Source organism: Streptomyces sp. NPDC049837 (assembly GCF_040674455.1).
Taxonomy (GTDB): domain Bacteria; phylum Actinomycetota; class Actinomycetes; order Streptomycetales; family Streptomycetaceae; genus Streptomyces.
This window is the reverse complement of sequence record NZ_JBFAMP010000001.1, coordinates 483,190-501,396: the sequence shown is the minus strand read 5'-3', so window position 1 is coordinate 501,396 and position 18,207 is coordinate 483,190. Positions and strand designations below refer to the sequence as shown.

The 18,207-nt window shown below is 74.1% G+C and carries 19 protein-coding genes; 9 read left to right on the top strand and 10 right to left on the bottom strand.

The genetic code is table 11. The features are described 5' to 3' along the window. Positions 1-3: 3 nt before the first annotated feature. Positions 4-1,023, bottom strand: coding sequence for an MsnO8 family LLM class oxidoreductase (locus AB0J57_RS02290; RefSeq protein ID WP_366126011.1), 1,020 nt, complete (start codon positions 1,021-1,023; stop codon positions 4-6). 49 nt (positions 1,024-1,072) lie between these two features. Between AB0J57_RS02290 and AB0J57_RS02285 the strand changes: the two genes are divergently transcribed. After that, positions 1,073-1,561, top strand: a complete 489-nt coding sequence (locus AB0J57_RS02285) for a hypothetical protein (RefSeq protein ID WP_366126010.1) — start codon at positions 1,073-1,075, stop codon at positions 1,559-1,561. On the opposite strand, the gene AB0J57_RS02280 is transcribed toward AB0J57_RS02285, so the two are convergent. Then, entirely contained in the window at positions 1,562-1,789 is a 228-nt protein-coding gene (locus tag AB0J57_RS02280) for a dodecin (RefSeq protein ID WP_366126009.1), read from the bottom strand. Between the two features lie 227 nt (positions 1,790-2,016). Between AB0J57_RS02280 and AB0J57_RS02275 the strand changes: the two genes are divergently transcribed. From AB0J57_RS02275 to AB0J57_RS02265, 3 genes are all read left to right on the top strand, one after another. Next, positions 2,017-3,288, top strand: coding sequence for an extracellular solute-binding protein (locus AB0J57_RS02275; RefSeq protein ID WP_366126008.1), 1,272 nt, complete (start codon positions 2,017-2,019; stop codon positions 3,286-3,288). Between the two features lie 552 nt (positions 3,289-3,840). Beyond that, positions 3,841-4,620, top strand: a complete 780-nt coding sequence (locus tag AB0J57_RS02270; protein ID WP_366126007.1) for a GNAT family N-acyltransferase — start codon at positions 3,841-3,843, stop codon at positions 4,618-4,620. Next, positions 4,617-5,489: a lysophospholipid acyltransferase family protein gene (locus tag AB0J57_RS02265; RefSeq protein ID WP_366126006.1), complete on the top strand. Its 873-nt coding sequence runs from the start codon at positions 4,617-4,619 to the stop codon at positions 5,487-5,489. Before AB0J57_RS02270 ends, AB0J57_RS02265 begins: the two co-directional genes overlap by 4 nt. Here AB0J57_RS02265 and egtD read toward each other — a convergent pair. Genes egtD through egtA form a run of 4 tightly spaced genes read right to left on the bottom strand, consistent with a single transcriptional unit; the run spans position 5,384 to position 9,712 of the window. Then, positions 5,384-6,349 (bottom strand): L-histidine N(alpha)-methyltransferase, encoded by a 966-nt coding sequence (gene egtD, locus AB0J57_RS02260; RefSeq protein WP_366126005.1) that lies wholly within the window; start codon positions 6,347-6,349, stop codon positions 5,384-5,386. The genes AB0J57_RS02265 and egtD overlap by 106 nt on opposite strands. Next, positions 6,346-7,104 carry an ergothioneine biosynthesis protein EgtC gene (gene egtC, locus AB0J57_RS02255; protein ID WP_366126004.1) on the bottom strand — a complete coding sequence of 253 codons (759 nt, stop codon included), beginning with the start codon at positions 7,102-7,104 and terminating at the stop codon, positions 6,346-6,348. Before egtC ends, egtD begins: the two co-directional genes overlap by 4 nt. Next, a complete protein-coding gene (gene egtB / locus AB0J57_RS02250) occupies positions 7,104-8,408 on the bottom strand; it encodes an ergothioneine biosynthesis protein EgtB (protein ID WP_366126003.1) in 1,305 nt (434 codons plus the stop codon). Before egtB ends, egtC begins: the two co-directional genes overlap by 1 nt. Continuing rightward, complete coding sequence (gene egtA / locus AB0J57_RS02245) at positions 8,405-9,712, bottom strand: ergothioneine biosynthesis glutamate--cysteine ligase EgtA (protein WP_366126002.1); 1,308 nt, start codon at positions 9,710-9,712, stop codon at positions 8,405-8,407. The genes egtB and egtA overlap by 4 nt, the downstream gene beginning before the upstream one ends. A 124-nt stretch (positions 9,713-9,836) precedes the next feature. Here egtA and AB0J57_RS02240 point away from each other — a divergent pair, with 124 nt between their 5' ends. Then, positions 9,837-10,670 carry a TIGR02452 family protein gene (locus AB0J57_RS02240; protein WP_366126001.1) on the top strand — a complete coding sequence of 278 codons (834 nt, stop codon included), beginning with the start codon at positions 9,837-9,839 and terminating at the stop codon, positions 10,668-10,670. Between the two features lie 9 nt (positions 10,671-10,679). Here the strand turns inward: AB0J57_RS02240 and AB0J57_RS02235 are convergent, their stop codons facing one another. After that, the gene (locus tag AB0J57_RS02235) at positions 10,680-11,378 is read right to left on the bottom strand and encodes an alpha/beta fold hydrolase (RefSeq protein ID WP_366126000.1); all 699 of its coding nucleotides are present in this window, start codon (positions 11,376-11,378) and stop codon (positions 10,680-10,682) included. Positions 11,379-11,416: 38 nt separating this feature from the next. Continuing rightward, the gene (locus AB0J57_RS02230) at positions 11,417-12,613 is read right to left on the bottom strand and encodes an MFS transporter (protein ID WP_366125999.1); all 1,197 of its coding nucleotides are present in this window, start codon (positions 12,611-12,613) and stop codon (positions 11,417-11,419) included. 229 nt (positions 12,614-12,842) lie between these two features. On the opposite strand from AB0J57_RS02230, the gene AB0J57_RS02225 reads away from it, so the two are divergent. The 3 genes from AB0J57_RS02225 to AB0J57_RS02215 all read left to right on the top strand — a co-directional run bounded on the left by AB0J57_RS02225 (position 12,843) and on the right by AB0J57_RS02215 (position 15,507). Continuing rightward, positions 12,843-13,880, top strand: coding sequence for a LacI family DNA-binding transcriptional regulator (locus tag AB0J57_RS02225; RefSeq protein WP_366125998.1), 1,038 nt, complete (start codon positions 12,843-12,845; stop codon positions 13,878-13,880). 65 nt (positions 13,881-13,945) lie between these two features. Further along, a complete protein-coding gene (locus tag AB0J57_RS02220; protein WP_366125997.1) occupies positions 13,946-14,200 on the top strand; it encodes a hypothetical protein in 255 nt (84 codons plus the stop codon). Positions 14,201-14,316: 116 nt separating this feature from the next. Continuing rightward, entirely contained in the window at positions 14,317-15,507 is a 1,191-nt protein-coding gene (locus AB0J57_RS02215; protein WP_366125996.1) for a thiolase family protein, read from the top strand. 247 nt (positions 15,508-15,754) lie between these two features. On the opposite strand, the gene trxA is transcribed toward AB0J57_RS02215, so the two are convergent. Beyond that, positions 15,755-16,123, bottom strand: coding sequence for a thioredoxin (gene trxA / locus AB0J57_RS02210; RefSeq protein ID WP_366125995.1), 369 nt, complete (start codon positions 16,121-16,123; stop codon positions 15,755-15,757). Positions 16,124-16,248: 125 nt separating this feature from the next. Here trxA and AB0J57_RS02205 point away from each other — a divergent pair, with 125 nt between their 5' ends. Further along, positions 16,249-17,688: an NAD(P)/FAD-dependent oxidoreductase gene (locus tag AB0J57_RS02205; RefSeq protein ID WP_366125994.1), complete on the top strand. Its 1,440-nt coding sequence runs from the start codon at positions 16,249-16,251 to the stop codon at positions 17,686-17,688. A gap of 23 nt (positions 17,689-17,711) precedes the next feature. On the opposite strand, the gene AB0J57_RS02200 is transcribed toward AB0J57_RS02205, so the two are convergent. Beyond that, complete coding sequence (locus AB0J57_RS02200) at positions 17,712-18,191, bottom strand: hypothetical protein (RefSeq protein ID WP_366125993.1); 480 nt, start codon at positions 18,189-18,191, stop codon at positions 17,712-17,714. Between the last annotated feature and the right edge of the window lie 16 nt (positions 18,192-18,207).

Sequence of the window (18,207 nt, the reverse complement as noted above, 5' to 3'; positions counted from 1 at the left end):
AGTCTAGGCGTTTACGCTGGTCAGGCCCGCGAGACGGGCGAGCCTGGCGTACGAGTCCAGCAGCGCTGCGCGGTCGTACGTACTGGTCGTGACCAGGATCTCGTCGGCACCCGTCTGCTTCACGGCCTCCTCCAGCGCGTCCCGCACCTGCTCTTCGGTGCCGTGGATGTGGCCGCGCAGCGCCGACTCGTAGAACTCCCGCTGCCGGGCCGTCATCGTCAGGCGCTCGATCCGCTCCGGCGGCGCCAGCGGAGGGAAGACGCCCTCGGTGCGCGAGTACGCCAGCGACCACGCCTCCGGGACCAGCAGCCGCGCCGCCTCCTCCTCGGTCGCCGCGACCGCGACGGTGCCCGCCACGACGACGTACGGCTCCGCCGACCAGACGGAAGGGCGGAAGCCCGCGCGGTAGCGCTCGATCGCGGCCACCACCTTCGAGCGGCCCTTCAGGTCCCCTATCACCAGCGGCAGCCCGGCCGCGGCGGCGACGGCCGCGCCCTCGCCCGTGGCGAGGACGTACGGCGCCACCCGCAGCCCCTCGGCGGGGCGGGCGTGCACCCGCGGGTACGCCGTCTGCGTACCCGTGAACCAGCCCAGCAGCTCGTCCAACTGCCCCGCGAAGTCGTCGGCGTCCTTCTTGTCGCGGCCCAGCGCCCGCCGTATCCCGTCCGTGAACCCGACGGAACGGCCCAGGCCCATGTCGATCCGGCCCGGGAAGAGGGACTCCAGCACCCCGAACTGCTCGGCCACCACCAGGGGCTGGTGGTTGGGCAGCATCACCCCGCCCGTGCCCACCCGGATGGTGCCGGTCGCGGCGGCGACGGCGGCCGCCAGCACGGTCGGCGCCGAACCCGCGACGCCCGGCACACCGTGGTGCTCAGAGACCCAGAAGCGGTGGTAGCCGAGCGCCTCCAGCTCCCGGGCGAGGGCCACGGTGTCCCGCAGCGCCCGCGGGCCGTCCTGGCCCTCGCGGGTGCGGGAGCGGTCCAGTACCGACAGTCGCGTCGCAGCGATCAATGAGCTCACGCCCTGATTCAACGCCTGCGCCCGGCAGGGATTCCCTACGCTGGGGGCCGTGACGCGAAAGAGCAGGCCACTGGCCGTATTCGACCTGGACAACACGCTCTCCGACGCCCGGCACCGGCAGCGGTTCCTGGAGCGCAAGCCGCGCGACTGGGACGCCTTCTTCGCCGCCGCCCCCAAGGACCCGCCGCTCGCGCGGGGCGTGGAGCTGTGCCTGGAGGCGGCCGGGGAGTGCGACGTCGTCTACCTCACCGGACGGCCCGAACGGTGCCGCGCCGACACGGTCGCCTGGCTCGCCGAGCACGGCCTGCCCGAAGGCCCGCTGCACATGCGCGGCAACCAGGACCGCCGCCCGGCCCGGGTCACCAAGCTGGAGATCCTGCGCCGGCTCTCCGGCACCCGCGAGGTCCGCATGCTCGTCGACGACGACGAACTGGTCTGCGACGCCGCCGAACGGGCGGGCTTCCGGGTCGTACGGGCCCGCTGGGCGGAGAGCTCCCAGGCGCTGGTGGAGGCCCAGGAGAAGGAGGGCCGGACCTGATCAGCCTGCCGCCTCGGTGCCTTCCTCCAGACGGAAGCCCACCTTCAGGCCGACCTGGTAGTGGGCGATCCGCCCGTTCTCGATGTGCCCCCTGATCTGCGTCACCTCGAACCAGTCGAGATTCCGCAGCGTCTCGGAGGCGCGCGCGATGCCGTTGCGCATCGCGTGGTCCACGCCCTCGTGCGAGGTGCCGACGATCTCGGTGACGCGGTAGGTGTGCTGCGACATGGAGGTCTCCTCGTTCGCCCGGTGGTGCGTTCCTTCCACGGTGCACCACCAGGCCGAGGTCCGCGCGGCGATGGGGCACGGGATGCGGCGCCAGGCCGACCCCTTGCCCCGAACCCTTGACCCGCCACTTGGTCCATACCAAAATCCAGCCATCACGCCCGCGGCGAACCCGCTTCGCTTCCCCCCACGTCGGGTCCACTCTTCCGCACACGCAAAAGGTGACCTACGTGAAGAAGCGCTTCCTGGCGTGCGCCTGCGCGCTCGTCGTCGCGGCCGCGCCCGCCCTGACCGGATGCGGCCTCCTGCCCGGCGACGACAAGGCCGGCACCCGCACGGTGACGGTGTGGCTGATGAAGGGCAGCGTGTCCGACGACTTCCTGAAGCGGTTCACCACCGCGTACGAGAAGGAGCACCCCGGCATCGACCTGGAGGTCACCTTCCAGGAGTGGACCGGCATCGGCAAGAAGGTCACCGCCGCGCTGGAGAGCGACGACGCCCCCGACGTCATCGAGGTCGGCAACACCCAGGTCGCCCAGTACGCCGAGACCGAGCTGCTGTACGACTTGACGCTCGAATCGGTGCGCGACCTCGGCTACCAGGACTGGCTGCCCGGTCTCGCCGAACCCGGCAAGGTCAACGGGTCCCAGTACGGCATCCCCTGGTACGCGGCCAACCGGGTGGTCGTCTACAACAAGGACCTGTTCGACCGGGCCGGGATCAAGACGCCCCCGAAGACCCGCGAGCAGTGGCTGGAGGACACCGAGAAGCTCAACGACAGCGCCGGCGGCACCCAGGGCATCTACCTCGCCGGACAGGACTGGTACACCCTGGCCGGGTTCATCTGGGACGAGGGAGGCGAGCTGGCCGTCCGGAAGAACGGCCGGTGGACCGGAGCCCTTGACACCCCGGCCGCCCTGCGCGGCATGGACGTCTACAAAGAACTCCAGGCACTCGGCGAGGGCCCCGAGGACGCCGACGAGGAGAACCCGCCCCAGGCCCAGGTCTTCGCCCGGGGCGACGTCGCCCAGATCATCGCGCCGCCGAGCGTCGCCGCCGCCATCACGGAACGCAACCCCGCCCTCAAGGACAAGCTCGGCTTCTTCCCCATCCCCGGCAAGTCCGCCGGCAAGCCGTGCGCGGTCTTCACCGGCGGCTCCGACCTGATCGTCCCGCTCAACTCCCGCGACCGGCACGCCGCCATCGACGTCGTCACGGCGCTGGCCGGCGAGAAGTGGCAGACCGACCTCGCCCGCACCATGAGCTACGTCCCCAACAAGGCCTCCCTCGCCGCCGCCGTGGACGGCCAGGAAGCCACCGCCGCCATGGCCGCGGGCGCCGCACGCGGCCGTGCGACACCCAACTCACCGGAATGGGCCGCCGTCGAGGCCGCCAACCCCATCAAGCCCTACATGACCACCGTCCTCCAGGGCCGGCCCCCCAAGCCCGCGGCCCAGGCAGCCTCGGCCAGGATCACCGCCATCCTGACCGGCGAGGGGTAACGGGGGCCGGGCGAGGGGCGGCGAGGGGACCGGGGACGGGGTGCGAGCGCTGCGGGATGACGGGGCCGGGTCACGCGCGCCGCGGGTCACCGGCCAGTAAGCGGCGAGGCGTGAACCGGTCCGCGCCCGCCGGGGGACACGGCGCACCAGCGCCGCAGGTCACCGGCCGCCAGGCGGCGAGGGGTAAGCCGGCCCGAGCGGGCCACGGGGTTGCCGGGGCGGGTCGCGCATGTCGCGGTGTAACCGGCCCACGGGCGCCGCCGGGTAACCGGGCCGGGTCGCGCGCGCCGCGGGTCACCGGCGCATGAGCGCGCGGCAGGGGCACCGGCCGGTAAGCGGCGAGGGGTGAACCCGGTCCGTGCGCTGGGGCGTAAGCGGGCCGTGGCCGCCACGGGGGCACCCATCCGTGCGGGTCGCGTACCGGGCATTCAGCAGGCGCACACCCTCGCTCCGCCGCACGGTCATGCCGAATCCAGCCGGCCACGGAAGAAGTAAGGGGCCGGGCCGCCGCAGTCGTGGCCCGGGTCCTTCCCTCCGGCACAGGAGACCGCCATGCCCGCATCCCCCGCCGCCACGCTGGAGAGCCCCACCGCGCCCCAGCCCCGCTACGTCGTCGCGCTCGCCCGCGAGCAGGAGGAGGTGCGCGCCGCCCAGCGGCTGCGTCACCAGGTGTTCGCCGGAGAGCTCGGCGCCCGGCTCGACGGGCCCGAACCGGGCCTGGACGCGGATGAGTTCGACGCCTACTGCGACCACCTCCTGGTACGGGAGGAGGCCACCGGCGACGTCGTCGGCACCTACCGGCTGCTGCCGCCCGAGCGCGCCCGGGTCGCCGGGCGGCTGTACTCCGAGGGCGAGTTCGACCTCACCCGGCTCGCCCCGGTCCGCGACGACCTCGTCGAGGTCGGCCGCTCCTGCGTCCACCCCGCGCACCGCAACGGCGCCGTCATCTCCCTCATCTGGGCAGGCATCGCCCGCTACATGACCAGCACCGGCCACACCTGGCTGGCCGGCTGCTGCTCCCTCCCGCTCGCCGACGGCGGCGCCCTCGCCGCCGCGACCTGGGACACGGTCAGGGCCAAACACCTGGCCCCCGAGGAGTACTGGGTCACCCCGCACAAGCTCTGGTCCGCCGACGGCGTCGCCCGCCCCGCCGGCCGCACCGAGCTCCCGCCCCTGCTGCGCGGATACCTGCGCCTCGGCGCCTGGGTCTGCGGCGCGCCCGCCCACGACGCCGACTTCGGCGTCGCCGACCTGTACGTGCTGCTGTCGCTGCGCCGCACCAACCCCCGCTACCTGCGCCACTTCCTCTCCCTCGCCCCCGACGTCCGGTGAGCGCCTGGCTGCCCGGCGCGCCCTGCACGCCCCGGCACTGCGCCCGTACACCCGGACCGGCGGCCGCCGCCTCCCGCGTCCGGGCCGTCGGGCGCCTGGCGGCCGGGACCCTGGCCGTCCTCGCCGGCGTGCTCCTCGCGCCCCTCACGGCGCCCCTCGGCCGCGCCGCCCGCGAGCGGGCCACCCGCCTGTGGTGCCGGACGGTGATCCGCGCCTTCGGCGTACGCCTGCGGATCACCGGCACACCACACGACAGCCCGCGCCTCGTGGTCGCCAACCACATCTCCTGGCTCGACATCCCGCTCGTCGCCGCCGTCCTGCCCGGCCGGATGCTCGCCAAGAGCGAGGTACGGCGGTGGCCGCTGCTCGGCCCGCTCGCCGCCCGGGGCGGCACCCTCTTCCTCGAACGCGACCGGCTGCGCTCCCTGCCCGGCACGGTCCGGGACATCGCCGAGGCGCTCAGGGGCGGCTCCCGCGTGGTGGTCTTCCCCGAGGGCTCCACCTGGTGCGGCCGCGCCCACGGCCGGTTCCGGCCCGCCGCCTTCCAGGCCGCGCTCGACGCCGGCGCCGCCGTCCAGCCCGTACGCGTCACCTACCACCCGGCCGGCCCGGCGGCCTTCGTCGGCGACGACCCGCTCGCCGCCTCGCTGTGGCGCGTGGCGGCGGCCGGCGGGCTCACGGCGGAGATCCGGATCCTGCCCCCGATCCCCGCCGGTCGCCACACCGACCGCCGCTCACTGGCCCGGGCGGCTCAGAACGCGATTCACACCGCTGTCGCCAGCGACAGCGCGAACCGCCCCTCCTCGTCCGTCCACCAGTGCGTCAGCTCCATCCCGGCGGCCGACAGCTCGCCCCGCACCCCCTCCTGACGGAACTTCGCCGACACCTCCGTACGCATCTCCTCACCGGCATCGAAGGGGACCGCCAGGTCCAGCTCCGGGATCTTCACGGTCAGCGCCTCCCGCGCCCGCAGCCGCATCTCTATCCACTCCTTCTCCCGGTCCCAGACCGCGACGTGGTCGAAGTCGGCCGGATCGGCGTCCGCGCCCAGCTCGCGCGCCAGCACCGCCAGCACGTTCTTGTTGAACGCGGCCGTCACGCCCGCCGCGTCGTCGTACGCCGCGACCAGCGTCGCCTCGTCCTTCACCAGGTCCGTGCCCAGCAGCAGCGCGTCGCCGGGCGCCAGCAGTGAACGCACGGACCGCAGGAACACCTTCCGCTGCCCGGGGAGCAGGTTGCCGATCGTGCCGCCCAGGAAGGCGACCAGCCGGGGCCCCGGCGTGCCCGGCAGGGCCAGGCCCCGGGTGAAGTCGGCGATCAGCGCGTGCACCAGGAGCCCCGGGTGCTCGGCGGTCAGCGCCTCGGCCGCCCCCGTCAGCGCGCTCTCGCTCACGTCCACCGGTACGTAGCTCTCCAGCCCCGGCAGCAGCGCGTCGATCAGGTGGCGGGTCTTCTCCGACGAGCCCGAGCCCAGCTCCACCAGGGTGCGGGCCCCGGTGGCGGCGGCTATCTCCGCCGAGCGGGCGATCAGGATCTCCCGCTCCGCCCGGGTCGGGTAGTACTCGGGCAGCCTGGTGATCTCCTCGAACAGTTCACTGCCCCGCGCGTCGTAGAACCACTTGGGCGGCAGGTCCTTGGGCGTACGGGTCAGGCCGTGCAGGACGTCGGCGCGCAGATCGGCACCGGTGGCGTCCTCGGGCAGGGTACGGGTCAGCAGGAACGGGCTCACGCGGGTGGCTCCTTGAGCGGGGTCGGAAGAACATCGGTGCGGGTCGCGGCGAGCACGGTGCGGTCGGGCACCTCACGCCAGCCCGGATCGTCGTCGTACGGCTCCGAGGCCACGACCGCGCGGCCCCGGCCCGGCTCGGCCAGGTACCACAGGGTGTCGCCCCAGGCGGTCGCCCAGACGGTCTCGCCATCGGTGAGCAGCAGGTTCAGCCGCGACCCGGGCGCCGCGGCGGCGACGTCGTACACGGTGTCGGCCAGCGCCCGGGCGGGGTCGTCGCCGTCCCGCAGCCGGTGCAGGAGCAGCGCCCACACCAGGGCCGAGTCGTTGCGGGCCTCCAGCGACAGCAGCTCGTCGCCCGGCAGCCGCCGCGCGAGCGGCGCCAGCGAACCGGGCCAGCCGCGCACCGCCCCGTTGTGGCTGAACAGCCACGGCCCGGCGGCGTACGGCGCGGCGGCCGCCTCCGCGTCGGCCCCGGACAGCGTGGCGTCCCGGACGGCGGCCAGCAGGGCCCCGGTGCGTACCACCCTGGCCAGGTCGGCGAACGACAGGTCGGCCCAGATGGGCCCGGCGCGCCGGTAGCGGGCCGGCACGGGGTCGCCGTCCGCGTACCAGCCCACACCGAACCCGTCCGCGTTCACCGTCCCGTACCGCTGCCGGCGTGGCTCCCAGGACTGCCGGTACAGGCCGTGCGCCGGCTCCACCAGCACCTCGCCCAGCGGTACCGGTGGCCCGACGTAGGCGATGTGACGGCACATCAGGCGTCCCTCGCCGTACGGAACCCGGAGAAGATCTGCCGCCTGACGGGCAGGTCCCAGTTGCGGAACGTGCCCCGGCAGGCCACCGGGTCCACGGCGAAGGAACCGCCGCGCAGCACCTTGTGCCCCGGCCCGAAGAAGACCTCCGAGTACTCCTTGTACGGGAAGGCGACGAAACCGGGGTACGGCAGGAAGTCGCTGGACGTCCACTCCCACACGTCGCCGATCAACTGCCGTACGCCCAGCGGCGACTGCCCCGCCGGATAGCTCCCGGCAGCCGCGGGCCGCAGATGGCGCTGGCCCAGGTTGGCATGGTCGGGCGCCGGGTCCTCGTCGCCCCACGGGTAGCGCCGCGAGCGGCCGGAGACCGGGTCGTGCCGGGCGGCCTTCTCCCACTCCTCCTCGGTCGGCAGCCGCCGCCCCGCCCAGCGGGCGTAGGCGTCGGCCTCGTACCAGCTCACGTGCAGCACCGGCTCGTCCTCGGGCACCGGCTCCACGACACCGAACCGGCGCCGCAGCCACTGGCCGCCCTCACGGCGCCAGAACAGCGGCGCGCCGATGCCGTGCTCGCGGATCTGCGCCCAGCCCTCCGGCGCCCACCAGCGCTCGTCGCGGTAGCCGCCGTCCGCGATGAAGGCCATGTACGCGCCGTTGGTGACCGGCACCGTGTCGATGAAGAAGTCGGGCACCACGCGCGCGTGCGCCGGGCGTTCGTTGTCCAGTGCCCACGGCTCCGCCGAGGTGCCCATGGTGAACGGACCGCCCGGCACCCGCACTTCGGCGGGGAGGCCCGCCGTACCCGGACCGGGCGGCGGCGCCGGGGCGTCCAGCGCGGCGGGGCCGCGCCGCAGTTGGTGGGTGATCAGCATCGTCTCGTCGTGCTGCTGCTCGTGCTGGGCGATCATCCCGAAGGCGAAGGCCGCGTCCACCAGCGGCCGGCCGCCCTCCAGCGGGGTGCGCTCCAGGACGTCCAGCACCCGGTCGCGCACGTCGGAGGCGTACGCCCGCGCCTCGGCCGGTGCCAGCAGCGGCAGCGTGGGCCGGGTGGCCCTGGGGTGCTCGAACGCGTCGTAGATCGAGTCGATCTCGGGGCGCAGCGCCTCACGGCCCGCCACCGCCCGCCAGAGCCACTGCTCCTCCTGGTTGGAGATGTGGGCCAGGTCCCACACCAGCGGGGACATCAACGGCGAGTGCTGGGCCGTCAGTTCACCGTCGTCGACACAGCTCGTGAGCAGCGCGGTGCGAGCCCGGGCGGTGGTCAGCGCGTCCAGCGCCCGCCGCCTGAGCTTCTCGGGGTCGGTCATCTGCTGGCGTCCTTCCCGGGTGCCCCGGTCACGGTCGTGGTCGCGGGGGTCAACTGGTCGTCGGCGGGACACCGGCCCCGTACGACATGGCGCTCGTGGAACGCGGCGACCGCGTCCAGGACGGCGGTGGTGGCGCCCAGCCGGGGCAGGGCCTCCAGCGCGAGCGCGAAACAGGCGACGGCGGCCTCGTGCAGTGCGGGCGCGGCCAGGCCGTCGCGGGCGGCGCCGCGCCACAGCGCGTCACGCGGCGGGGTGTCGGCCATTGACGCCGTCGCCCCCAGGGGCTCGACCACCCGGTACGCGGCCTCGGCCGCCTCCGGGTCGTCGAACAGCGCGGTCGTGACCGCGAGCGGCACGATCCAGCCGTCCTCGCCCGGCTGGGCGTCGATCATGCGCAGTTCCAGGTGCCCGCGCGGCCGGACCGGCGGGAACAGCGTGGTCACGTGGTAGTCGAGGTCCGCGCGGGTGGCGGGCCTCGGCCCCCCGGACCGCAGCCACTCCCGTAAGGTCAGCGCCTCGGGCACCTCCCAGGGCCCGCCCCCGTCCGTGCCCCGGACGCACATCACCGGCGCGTCCAGCACGTGCGCCGCCCACGCGGCGCGCGGCTCCAGCCCGGTGCCGGGCGCCGTGCCCCGTACCGGATCGAGGTCCGCCCACAGACCCTGCCGGGCCGACCGCAGACCGGACGGTTTGCCGTGCAGGACCGGCGAGTTGGCGAACGCGGCGACCAGGACGGGACCCAGCAGGTGGGCCAGCCGCCAGCGCCGCTCGAAGCCCAGCGGCCCGGGCTCCTCGTGACCGGCGTCCAGGCACACCTGCACCGAGGCCGTGTCCCGCATCATGGCGCGCCCCGCCGGACCCGTACGGTCCAGGTAGCTCTCCATCGCGTCGTAGCGCGGCTCGCTCAGCAGCCGGTCGCGGGGCGGGTACCAGGGATCGGTACCGGAGCCGGTGAGGGTGAGGCCGAGGGCGCCCAGTGCGGTCCGTACGGCCGCCAGATCGGCCGAGACGGTGCCGACGCACTCCATGAGGGACGCCGCGGGCGGCGAGCTGAGCTCGAGCTGCCCGCCGGGTTCGAGGGTGAGTGCCGACTTCAGCGGCAGGGCCCGCAATCCGCCGAAGGCGGTACGGAGCCGGTCGTGGGTGACGGGAAGGTGCGGGACGTGCAGGTCATGGACGAACCACTCCAGTTCGACCCCCACCGCGCGCGGGGGGCCGGTCTTGAAACAGATGCAGCGCAGCAGATCCTCGGCCTCGTCCTCGGCCAGTGGACCGCCGCTGTCCGGCAGGTCGTTCAGTGGCATGTGGGCTCCTCCTGCTGAAGGCGTTCCGTCCCACCTAAGCCACCGGTCTGTGATCGCACAAGAGTGCCCTCAGGGGCGGAAATCCGGTTGCCGCGCGCTCGAATGATTATCGACCATGCCGGGTATGAGTGCACGTCTGCGAGAGATCGCGAAGCGAACCGAGGAGATCGTCGGGGCCGGCCGGTACGAGGCCCCCGGTGGCCGCCCCGTCACCATCGGCGCCGAGGCCGCCGCCGCCCTCGCCGGGACCACGATGTACGGCCCCGAGCCCGTCGCGGTGACCCCGGACACCGACCGGACCACCCGGTTCGAGGTCACGGGCGAGTCCAGCCTGGAGGCCGCGCGACGGTTCACCCACGACGCCCCGGGCGAGGTCGCCGTCCTCAACTTCTCCTCCGCCCGCAACCCGGGCGGAGGCTACCTGAACGGAGCACAGGCGCAGGAGGAGGCCCTGTGCCGGGCCTCGGCGCTGTACGCCACGCTGCTGCGCGTACCGGAGTTCTACGCCCACCACCGCGCCGACCGCAGCCCCTTCTACACCGACCGCGTCATCCACTCCCCGGGCGTCCCGGTCTTCCGCGACGACCGCGGCCGGCTCCTCAACTCCCCTTACACAGTGGGATTTCTCACGTCCCCCGCACCCAACGCCGGGGTGATCACCAGCCGTACGCCCGAGGACGCCGGGCGCATACCGGCGGCGCTGGCCTCGCGCGCGGAACGCGTGCTGGAGACGGCGGCGGTGTGCGGCTACCGGCGCCTCGTGCTGGGCGCGTGGGGATGCGGGGTCTTCCGCAACGACCCCGCCGAGGTGGCGCGCGCCTTCCGGGCGCTGCTGACCGGGGAGGGCCGGTTCGCCCGCCACTTCGACGAGGTCGTGTTCGCGGTGCTGGACCGGACGCCCGGGGCGACGACCCTGGGCGCGTTCCGCGACACCTTCGCGGCCGTCACCGTCGCCTGACGGGGCCGGTCAGACCCATCCGTCCAGCGCCGCCATGAAGGCGTCGAAGTCGTCCCGGTGGATGGTGTGCCCGGCCCCCTTGACCGTGCGGACCTCGAAACCGCGCTCCCGGAGCAGCGCGGCCCGCTCCGGGGATATGAGCTGACTCGGATCGGCGAGGGTCACCAGCGACGGGACGACGGGCGCGGGCGGCAGCAGATCGGTCCCGGCGACGGGTTCGAGCCCGTACGCCGTCGCCTCGTCCCACACCTTCAGGGTCTCCAGCTCGATGTCGACGTCCGCCGCCTCCCAGCGCGGGTTCATCGCCGTCACCATCTCCCGCGTCGCGGCCTTGAACTGGGCGAACAGTCCGCCACGGAAGCCCTCCGCGCCCGCCGGCAGGTGCCACGCCGGGTCCGAGTAGACCGCGCGGCGCGGTGCGAGGCGCTCGACGGCGAGGGACAGTGTCAGGCCGCCGAGCGAGTGCCCCACGGCGAGCTCCGCGCCCTTCGGCAGGGTGTCGACGACGTCGTCGGCGAAGTCCCGCGCCGTGTACGTCTCCGCCCGCCCGCTGGCGCCGTGACCGCGCAGGTCGACGGCGAGGACGCGGTAACCCCGCTCGGCGAGGGCCGGCCCGACCCGCCGCCAGGTGCGGTGGTCGGCCATGATGCCGTGGATGAGCAGGGCGACGCGGTCGCCCTCGCCCCAGGTGGTGGTGTGCAGACGCACGTTGCTGCCCTTCTGGTAGCAGGAGTGTCGACGGGTGATCAGGACACGGTACGGATCGGCCGTACGGCCAGTGCGCCGAGCACCGACAGCGCGGCCGCGACGAGGAAGAGAGCGGTGTACCCGCCGGTGGCGGTGACGATCACCGAGGCGACGAACGGGGCGACGATCTGCGGTCCCGCGTTGGCGATGTTGAGCACGCCCATGTCCCGGGCGGCGTCCTCGGCCTTGGGCAGCACCATCGTGACGAGGGCCGTGTCGACTGCCATGTAGCAGCCGAAGCCCAGGCCGTTGAGCACGGAGAAGACCAGCATGGCGGGCCAGCTCGCCGACACGGCCGGGACCAGCAGGGCGGCCGCGGTCAGCGCCGCCGAGGCGCCGACGAAGAGCTTGCGGCGGTCGAAGCGGTCGGACAGCCAGCCCCCGGCGACGGTGGACAGGGCCATCGCCGCGCTGCTGACCGGCATCAGGATCGCCACGGCTTCCTCGGCGCTCAGCCCGGCGGGCAGCTCGGTGTGGTCCTGGAGGACGTAGAGCTGGAAGGCGGCGACCGCGAAGTACCCCAGGATCAGCAGTGCCCGCCCGATGAAGGCCCACCGGAAGTCATGGGCCCGCAGCGCACTGCCGAACGCGGCGATCTGTTCCCGGAACGGCATCGGCCGGCGGGCGGGCAGCCGCTCCTCGCGGGCGCAGGCGGTGAACAGCACGGCCGCGGCCGCCACGACGGCGCCGAACACCAGGTAGCCGGTGCGGTAGTCCTCCGAGAACGCCGCGCCGAGCAGGGCGCCGGCGGTGGTGCCCACGGGCAGGCCCAGGCCGACGGCCGCCGAGGCCCGGCCGCGCGCGGCCACCGGGACCCGGTCGGGGACAACCGAGGTCAGGGCGGCCTGGTAGACGTTCATCACGGCCTGGCCCAGGCACCAGGCGATCGTCACCAGAAGGATCGTGTCGACGCTGCCGAGCAGCAGCATCACGGGAAGGGCCAGGAGCCCTCCGGCGAGGATCCACGGGTTGCGGCGGCCCGAGCGGTCCGACAGCGCGCCCGCGACCGGGTTGAAGACGGTCGCGAACACCGCCGAGACGCCGGAGACGAGTCCGAAACTGGTCACCTTGCCGGCCGGGTCGATGTCCTCGATCTGGAGCGCCAGCAGGACGCCCGGGACGCCGACGTACAGCGCGTACATGGCGGCGTTTCCCATGAGGAGCAGCGGCAGCAGTCCGCGCGTGGGGCGCCGCACGGGGGCGGGGGCTGGGGACGGGGGAGAAGCCGGCGAGTCGGACGGCGAATCGGTGCCGGACGTCCCGGACGTTTCCGCACCGGACGCGGAAAGGGCCACGTTGCCCTCCTGGGGTGGGGTCACACACGATGGTGACACGTGTCAGTAAGCTGGTGGGGGACTGTGTAGCACCCCTTTCCGGCCATCCGCCAGACCCCGGCGGGGACCGGTCTGGAAAGATGCGAGAGCGATGACCCAGACACCCCCCAGACCGCCCGCCGGGCCTCCGGCGCCACGCCCGGTTCCGACCAGCGCCGATGTCGCGCGGCTGGCCGGTGTCTCCCGGGCCACCGTCTCGTACGTCCTCAACAACACCTCGGCCGTACGGATCAGCGAACCGACCCGCCGCCGCGTGCGGGAGGCCGCCGAGGAGCTGGGTTACGTACCCCACGCCGCCGCCCGCAGCCTGCGCGCCGGCCGCACCCGGATCGTGCTGCTGCCCACGGCGCACATCCCCGTCGGCCCGCTCTACGGCCACTTCCTCAACGAGCTCCAGTGGGCGCTGCGCCGGCTCGACTACACGGTCGTGCAGTACGCCGGCATGGGCCTGGACGGGGACGAGGCGGCCCGCGCCTGGGCGGAGCTGAGGCCTGTCGCCGTCGTGTCGTTCGGCGAGGTGGAGCTCACCCCGCAGGGCGTGGACGTCCTCAAGCGGTCCGGCGCCCGGGCCGTGATCACCCTCGGGCCCCGGCCCGTCGAGGGCGCCCACAGCCTGGCCGTGGACCAGCGCCGGGTGGGCGGCTGCGCGGGCGCCCACCTGCTGGAGCGCGGGTACCGGCGCATCGGTGTCGTCGTGCCCGAGGAGGCCGGTCTGGACCTGTTCTCCGGGCCCCGCCTCGAAGGGGTGCGCGGCGCGGTGGCGGGCACCGGCGCGGAGGTCGTGCCGGTGCCGCTGGCCTACACGGAGGAGTCGGCCGGGGCCCTGGCCGCCCGCTGGCCCGCCCTGGGGCTGGACGCCGTCTTCGCGTACAACGACGAGTACGCGATGCTCCTGATGCGCGCCTTGCAGGACGCGGGCGTGTCCGTCCCGGACGACACGGCCGTGATGGGCGCCGACGACCTGCTGCTCGGCAAACTGCTGAGGCCCCGGCTGAGCACGGTCCAGATCGACATGGAGACCGGCCAGCACCTGGCCGAGCTGGTCGACCGCGTGGTCGGCGACCCGGACCGCACGCCGGAGGGGCACGACCTCATGGGAGCCCGCGCGATCCACCGCGAATCCACCTGAGGTCGCCTGCGGTGCCTTGGGCACCTGAGGTGCGTGGCGGGCCGAACGTCTCTAGCGTCGCCTGCATGAGCACACATCCGCAGCGCTTCGAGATCCTGCTGGTGCCCGAGCACGCGGAGGGGCGCGACCCGGCGCACCTCGCGGAGGTCGCGATCCGTTCGGCCGTCGTCGAAGCCACCGGTGAGACGGGTGCGTCGGGCTATCCCCGGTACGCCGGCGAGGGCGTCGAGGCCGACATCGACCCCGAGACCCGCACGGTGGAGGCCCTGCTGGTGGACGGCGCCGAACTGGACTACGGGCTCTCGGCGCGCATCCGCTGACCGCGCGCCGTTGACAGGGGCCGGGCCCCCGGCCGAAACTCAGGCGAGGCCGGGCCACGAAGATTACTTCACCTGGCGAACAGCCGAGGCAGCGAGGTCACGTGGGAGAGCACCCGATGAGCATCCGCGACGTCTACATCGTCGACGCCGTCCGCACACCGATCGGCAAGTTCGGGGGCGCCCTCTCGTCCGTACGGCCGGACGACCTCGCCGCCCACGTCGTCAGGGCGCTGATGGACCGCACGCCCGCCCTCGACCCCGCCCGGCTGGACGACGTCTACTTCGGCGACGCCAACGGGGCCGGCGAGGACAACCGCGACGTGGCCCGCATGGCCGTCCTGCTCGCCGGGCTCCCCGTCTCCGTACCCGGCGTCACCGTCAACCGCCTGTGCGGCTCCGGCCTCGAAGCGGTCATCCAGGCCGCGCGGGCCATCGCGCTGGGCGACGCGTCGGTCGTCCTCGCGGGCGGCGTCGAGTCCATGTCGCGGGCGCCCTGGGTGCTCCAGAAGCCCGAGCGCGCCTTCCCGGCCGGCCACCAGCAGCTCCACTCGACCACGCTCGGCTGGCGCATGACCAACCCCAGGATGCCCGCCGAATGGACCGTCTCCCTCGGCGAGGGCGCCGAGCTGATCGCCGACAAGCACGCGATCACCCGGGAGCAGCAGGACGCCTTCGCCCTGACGAGTCATCAGAAGGCGGCGGCCGCCTGGGCGGAGGGGCTGTACGACGGTGAGGTCGTGCCGTACGGGGGAGTGGAGCTCACCCGCGACGAGTGCGTCCGTGACAACACGTCCATGGAGGCGCTCGCCAAGCTGAAGCCCTCCTTCCGCACCGACGGCACCGGCACCGTGACCGCCGGCAACGCCTCGCCGCTCAACGACGGCGCCGCCGCGCTGCTGCTGGTCGACGAGGAGGGCCTGAAGGCCTGCGGCCGCGAGCCGCTCGCCCGTATCCGCGCCTCCGCCGTCACGGGCATCGAGCCGCAGCTCTTCGGCCTCGGACCGGTGGAGGCCGTCCAGCGCGCCCTCGCCAAGGCGGGCCGCACGTTCGCCGACCTCACCACCTTCGAGCTGAACGAGGCGTTCGCCGCCCAGTCGCTGGGCTGCCTCGCCGAGTGGCCCGAGCTGGACCCGTCGCTGGTCAACCCGCGCGGCGGCGCCATCGCCATCGGCCACCCGCTGGGCGCCTCGGGCGCCCGCCTGGCCGGGGCCGTGGCCCACCAGCTCGCGGCCGCGGGCTCGGGAACGGGCCTCGCGGCGCTGTGCATCGGGGTGGGCCAGGGACTGGCGCTGGTGCTGGAGCGCTGACCGGGCCGCGCGCCGGCGCGGCGGCCCCTGCGGCGGCCCGGCGCGGGTGTTCGGGGCGTCGGCCCCGCGCGTCGGCCCCGCGCGGGTGGCCGCGCCCGGCGCCGGCGGTCCCGCGCGTCGGTCCCGCGCGTCGGTCCCGCGCGTCGGCCCCGCGCGTCGGCCCCGCGCGTCGGCCCCGCGCGTCGGCCCCGCGCGGGTGGCCGCGCCCGGCGCCGGCGGTCCCCCCTCGAAGGGGTGGCCCCGGGGGTCAGGCCCCGGCCTTGCCCTTCTCGATGGACTTGCGGACCTCGTCCATGTCGAGCTTGCGGGCCTGCCCGATCACGTCCTCCAGGGCGGCCTCGGGCAGCGCCCCGGGCTGGGCGAACACCGCGACGTTGTCACGGACGATCATCAGCGTGGGAATCGACCGGATCTCGAACGCCGCGGCCAGCTCCTGCTGCGCCTCCGTGTCGACCTTGGCGAACACCAGGTCCGGATGGCGCTCGGACGCGCTTTCGAAGACCGGGGCGAACTGGCGGCACGGCCCGCACCAGGCAGCCCAGAAGTCGATCAGGATGAAGTCGTTGTCCGTCACAACCTGATCGAAGTTGTCCTTGGTGAGCTCTACGGTGCTCATGCTGCCTACCTCTTCCGGTCCGGTATACGTGGGGCTGGCCCCGGCCCCCGCACAACGGTGCCCGGAGCCGCGCTATTCCGACTGCCCATGTGGCCACGGCGCACACGTACCACCAGACTGACCCCATGACCGAAACGGTGGAGACGCTGGAGTACGACGTCGTCGTGGTGGGCGCGGGCCCCGTCGGCGAGAACGTGGCCGACCGGGCGGCGGCGGCCGGGCTGAGCGTGGCGGTGGTCGAGAGCGAACTGGTCGGCGGCGAGTGCTCGTACTGGGCCTGTATGCCCAGCAAGGCACTCCTCCGCCCGGCGATCGCCCGCGCCGACGCCCGCAAGGTCCCCGGCCTGCGCGGCGCCGTACAGGGCCCCCTCGACGCCCCCGCGGTGCTCGCCCACCGCGACGCCTACGTGTCGCACTGGAAGGACGACGGCCAGGCGGCCTGGCTCGACTCGATCGGCGCCCGCCTCCACCGCGGCCACGGCAGGCTCGACGGCGGCAAGAGGATCACCGTCGAGGGGCCCGACGGCGAGCGGCGCGTGCTGACCGCCCGGCACGCCGTCGCCCTGTGCACCGGCAGCCGCGCCGTCCTGCCCGACATCCCGGGCCTCGCCGGCGCCCGGCCCTGGACCAGCCGCGAGGCGACCAGCGCCAAGGACGTGCCCGGCCGGCTCGTCGTGGTGGGCGGGGGAGTGGTCGGCACCGAGATGGCCACCGCCTGGCAGGCGCTCGGCTCCCGCGTCACCGTGCTGGTACGCGGCCGGGGCCTGCTGCCGCGCATGGAGCCGTTCGTCGGCGAGCACGTGGCCGACGCGCTCACCGAGGCGGGCGCCGACATCCGTACCGGCGTCTCGGTCACCGCCGTGGAGCGCCCGCACCCCACCGGACCGGTCACGCTCGTCCTGGACGACGGCGAGCGCGTCGAGGCCGACGAGGTCCTCTTCGCCACCGGCCGCGCGCCCCGCACCGACGACCTGGGCCTGGAGACCGTCGGCCTGGAACCGGGCTCCTGGCTGTTCGTGGACGACAGTTGCCTGGTCGACGGGAGCGACTGGCTCTACGCGGTCGGCGACGTCAACCACCGGGCCCTCCTCACCCACCAGGGCAAGTACCAGGCCCGTATCGCCGGGGCGGCCATCGGCGTCCGCGCCGACGGCGGAGCACCGCTCGACACCGGAGCCTGGGGCGCGCACGCCGCGACCGCCGACCACGCCGCCGTACCGCAGGTCGTCTTCTGCGACCCCGAGGCGGCCTCCGTCGGCCTCACCCTCGCCGAAGCGGAGGCGGCGGGCCACCGGGTACGGGCGGTCGACCAGGATCTCGCGGCGGTGGCCGGCTCCGGCCTCTACGCGGACGGCTACCGCGGCCGTGCCCGGATGGTCGTCGACCTCGAACGCGAGATCCTCCTCGGCGTCACCCTCGTGGGCCCAGCGGTCGGCGAACTGCTCCACTCGGCCACCATCGCGGTCGCCGGCGAGGTCCCGATCGCCCGCCTGTGGCACGCGGTCCCGGCGTACCCCACCATCAGCGAGGTGTGGCTGCGGCTGCTGGAGAGCTACCGGGGGTGAGCCCCGCTCCGGCCCGTCCCGGCTCAGCACTTCACGGACGCCTGCGACGCCGCGATGGCGTGGTCCAGCGCCTCCAAATGAGGCCTGATCAGTTGGGCGGCCTGCGTGCCCGTGGCGCCGCCGGGCAGCTCGTCGATGGCCCTGCTGACCCTGCCGTACGCGTCCGACACCGCACGCGCGCGTGCCCGTGCCCGCGCCTTGTGCACACCCCGCGCGCTGCGCGTCACGAGACCGAGGTCATGGGCGACGTCCTCCCGCAGGTCCCTCAGCTCCTCGCGCCCCTTCGACCTGGGGCTGAGGTCGGCCAGTTTGCCCGCGTCCATCCGCATGGCCCCGAGGTCCTCGCAGAACGCGTCGATCGCGGCGATGGCCCGCTCCCTGGGTGACGGGGCATCGGCCGAGCACCCGGCCAGGGAGAGCGGGAGCGCCGCCAGGACCAGGACGAGGACGGCGCGTGGCGGACGGCGGTGCCGCCGCCGTATCCGGTAGGTGAGGTCGCCCATGGCCCCATGCAATGCC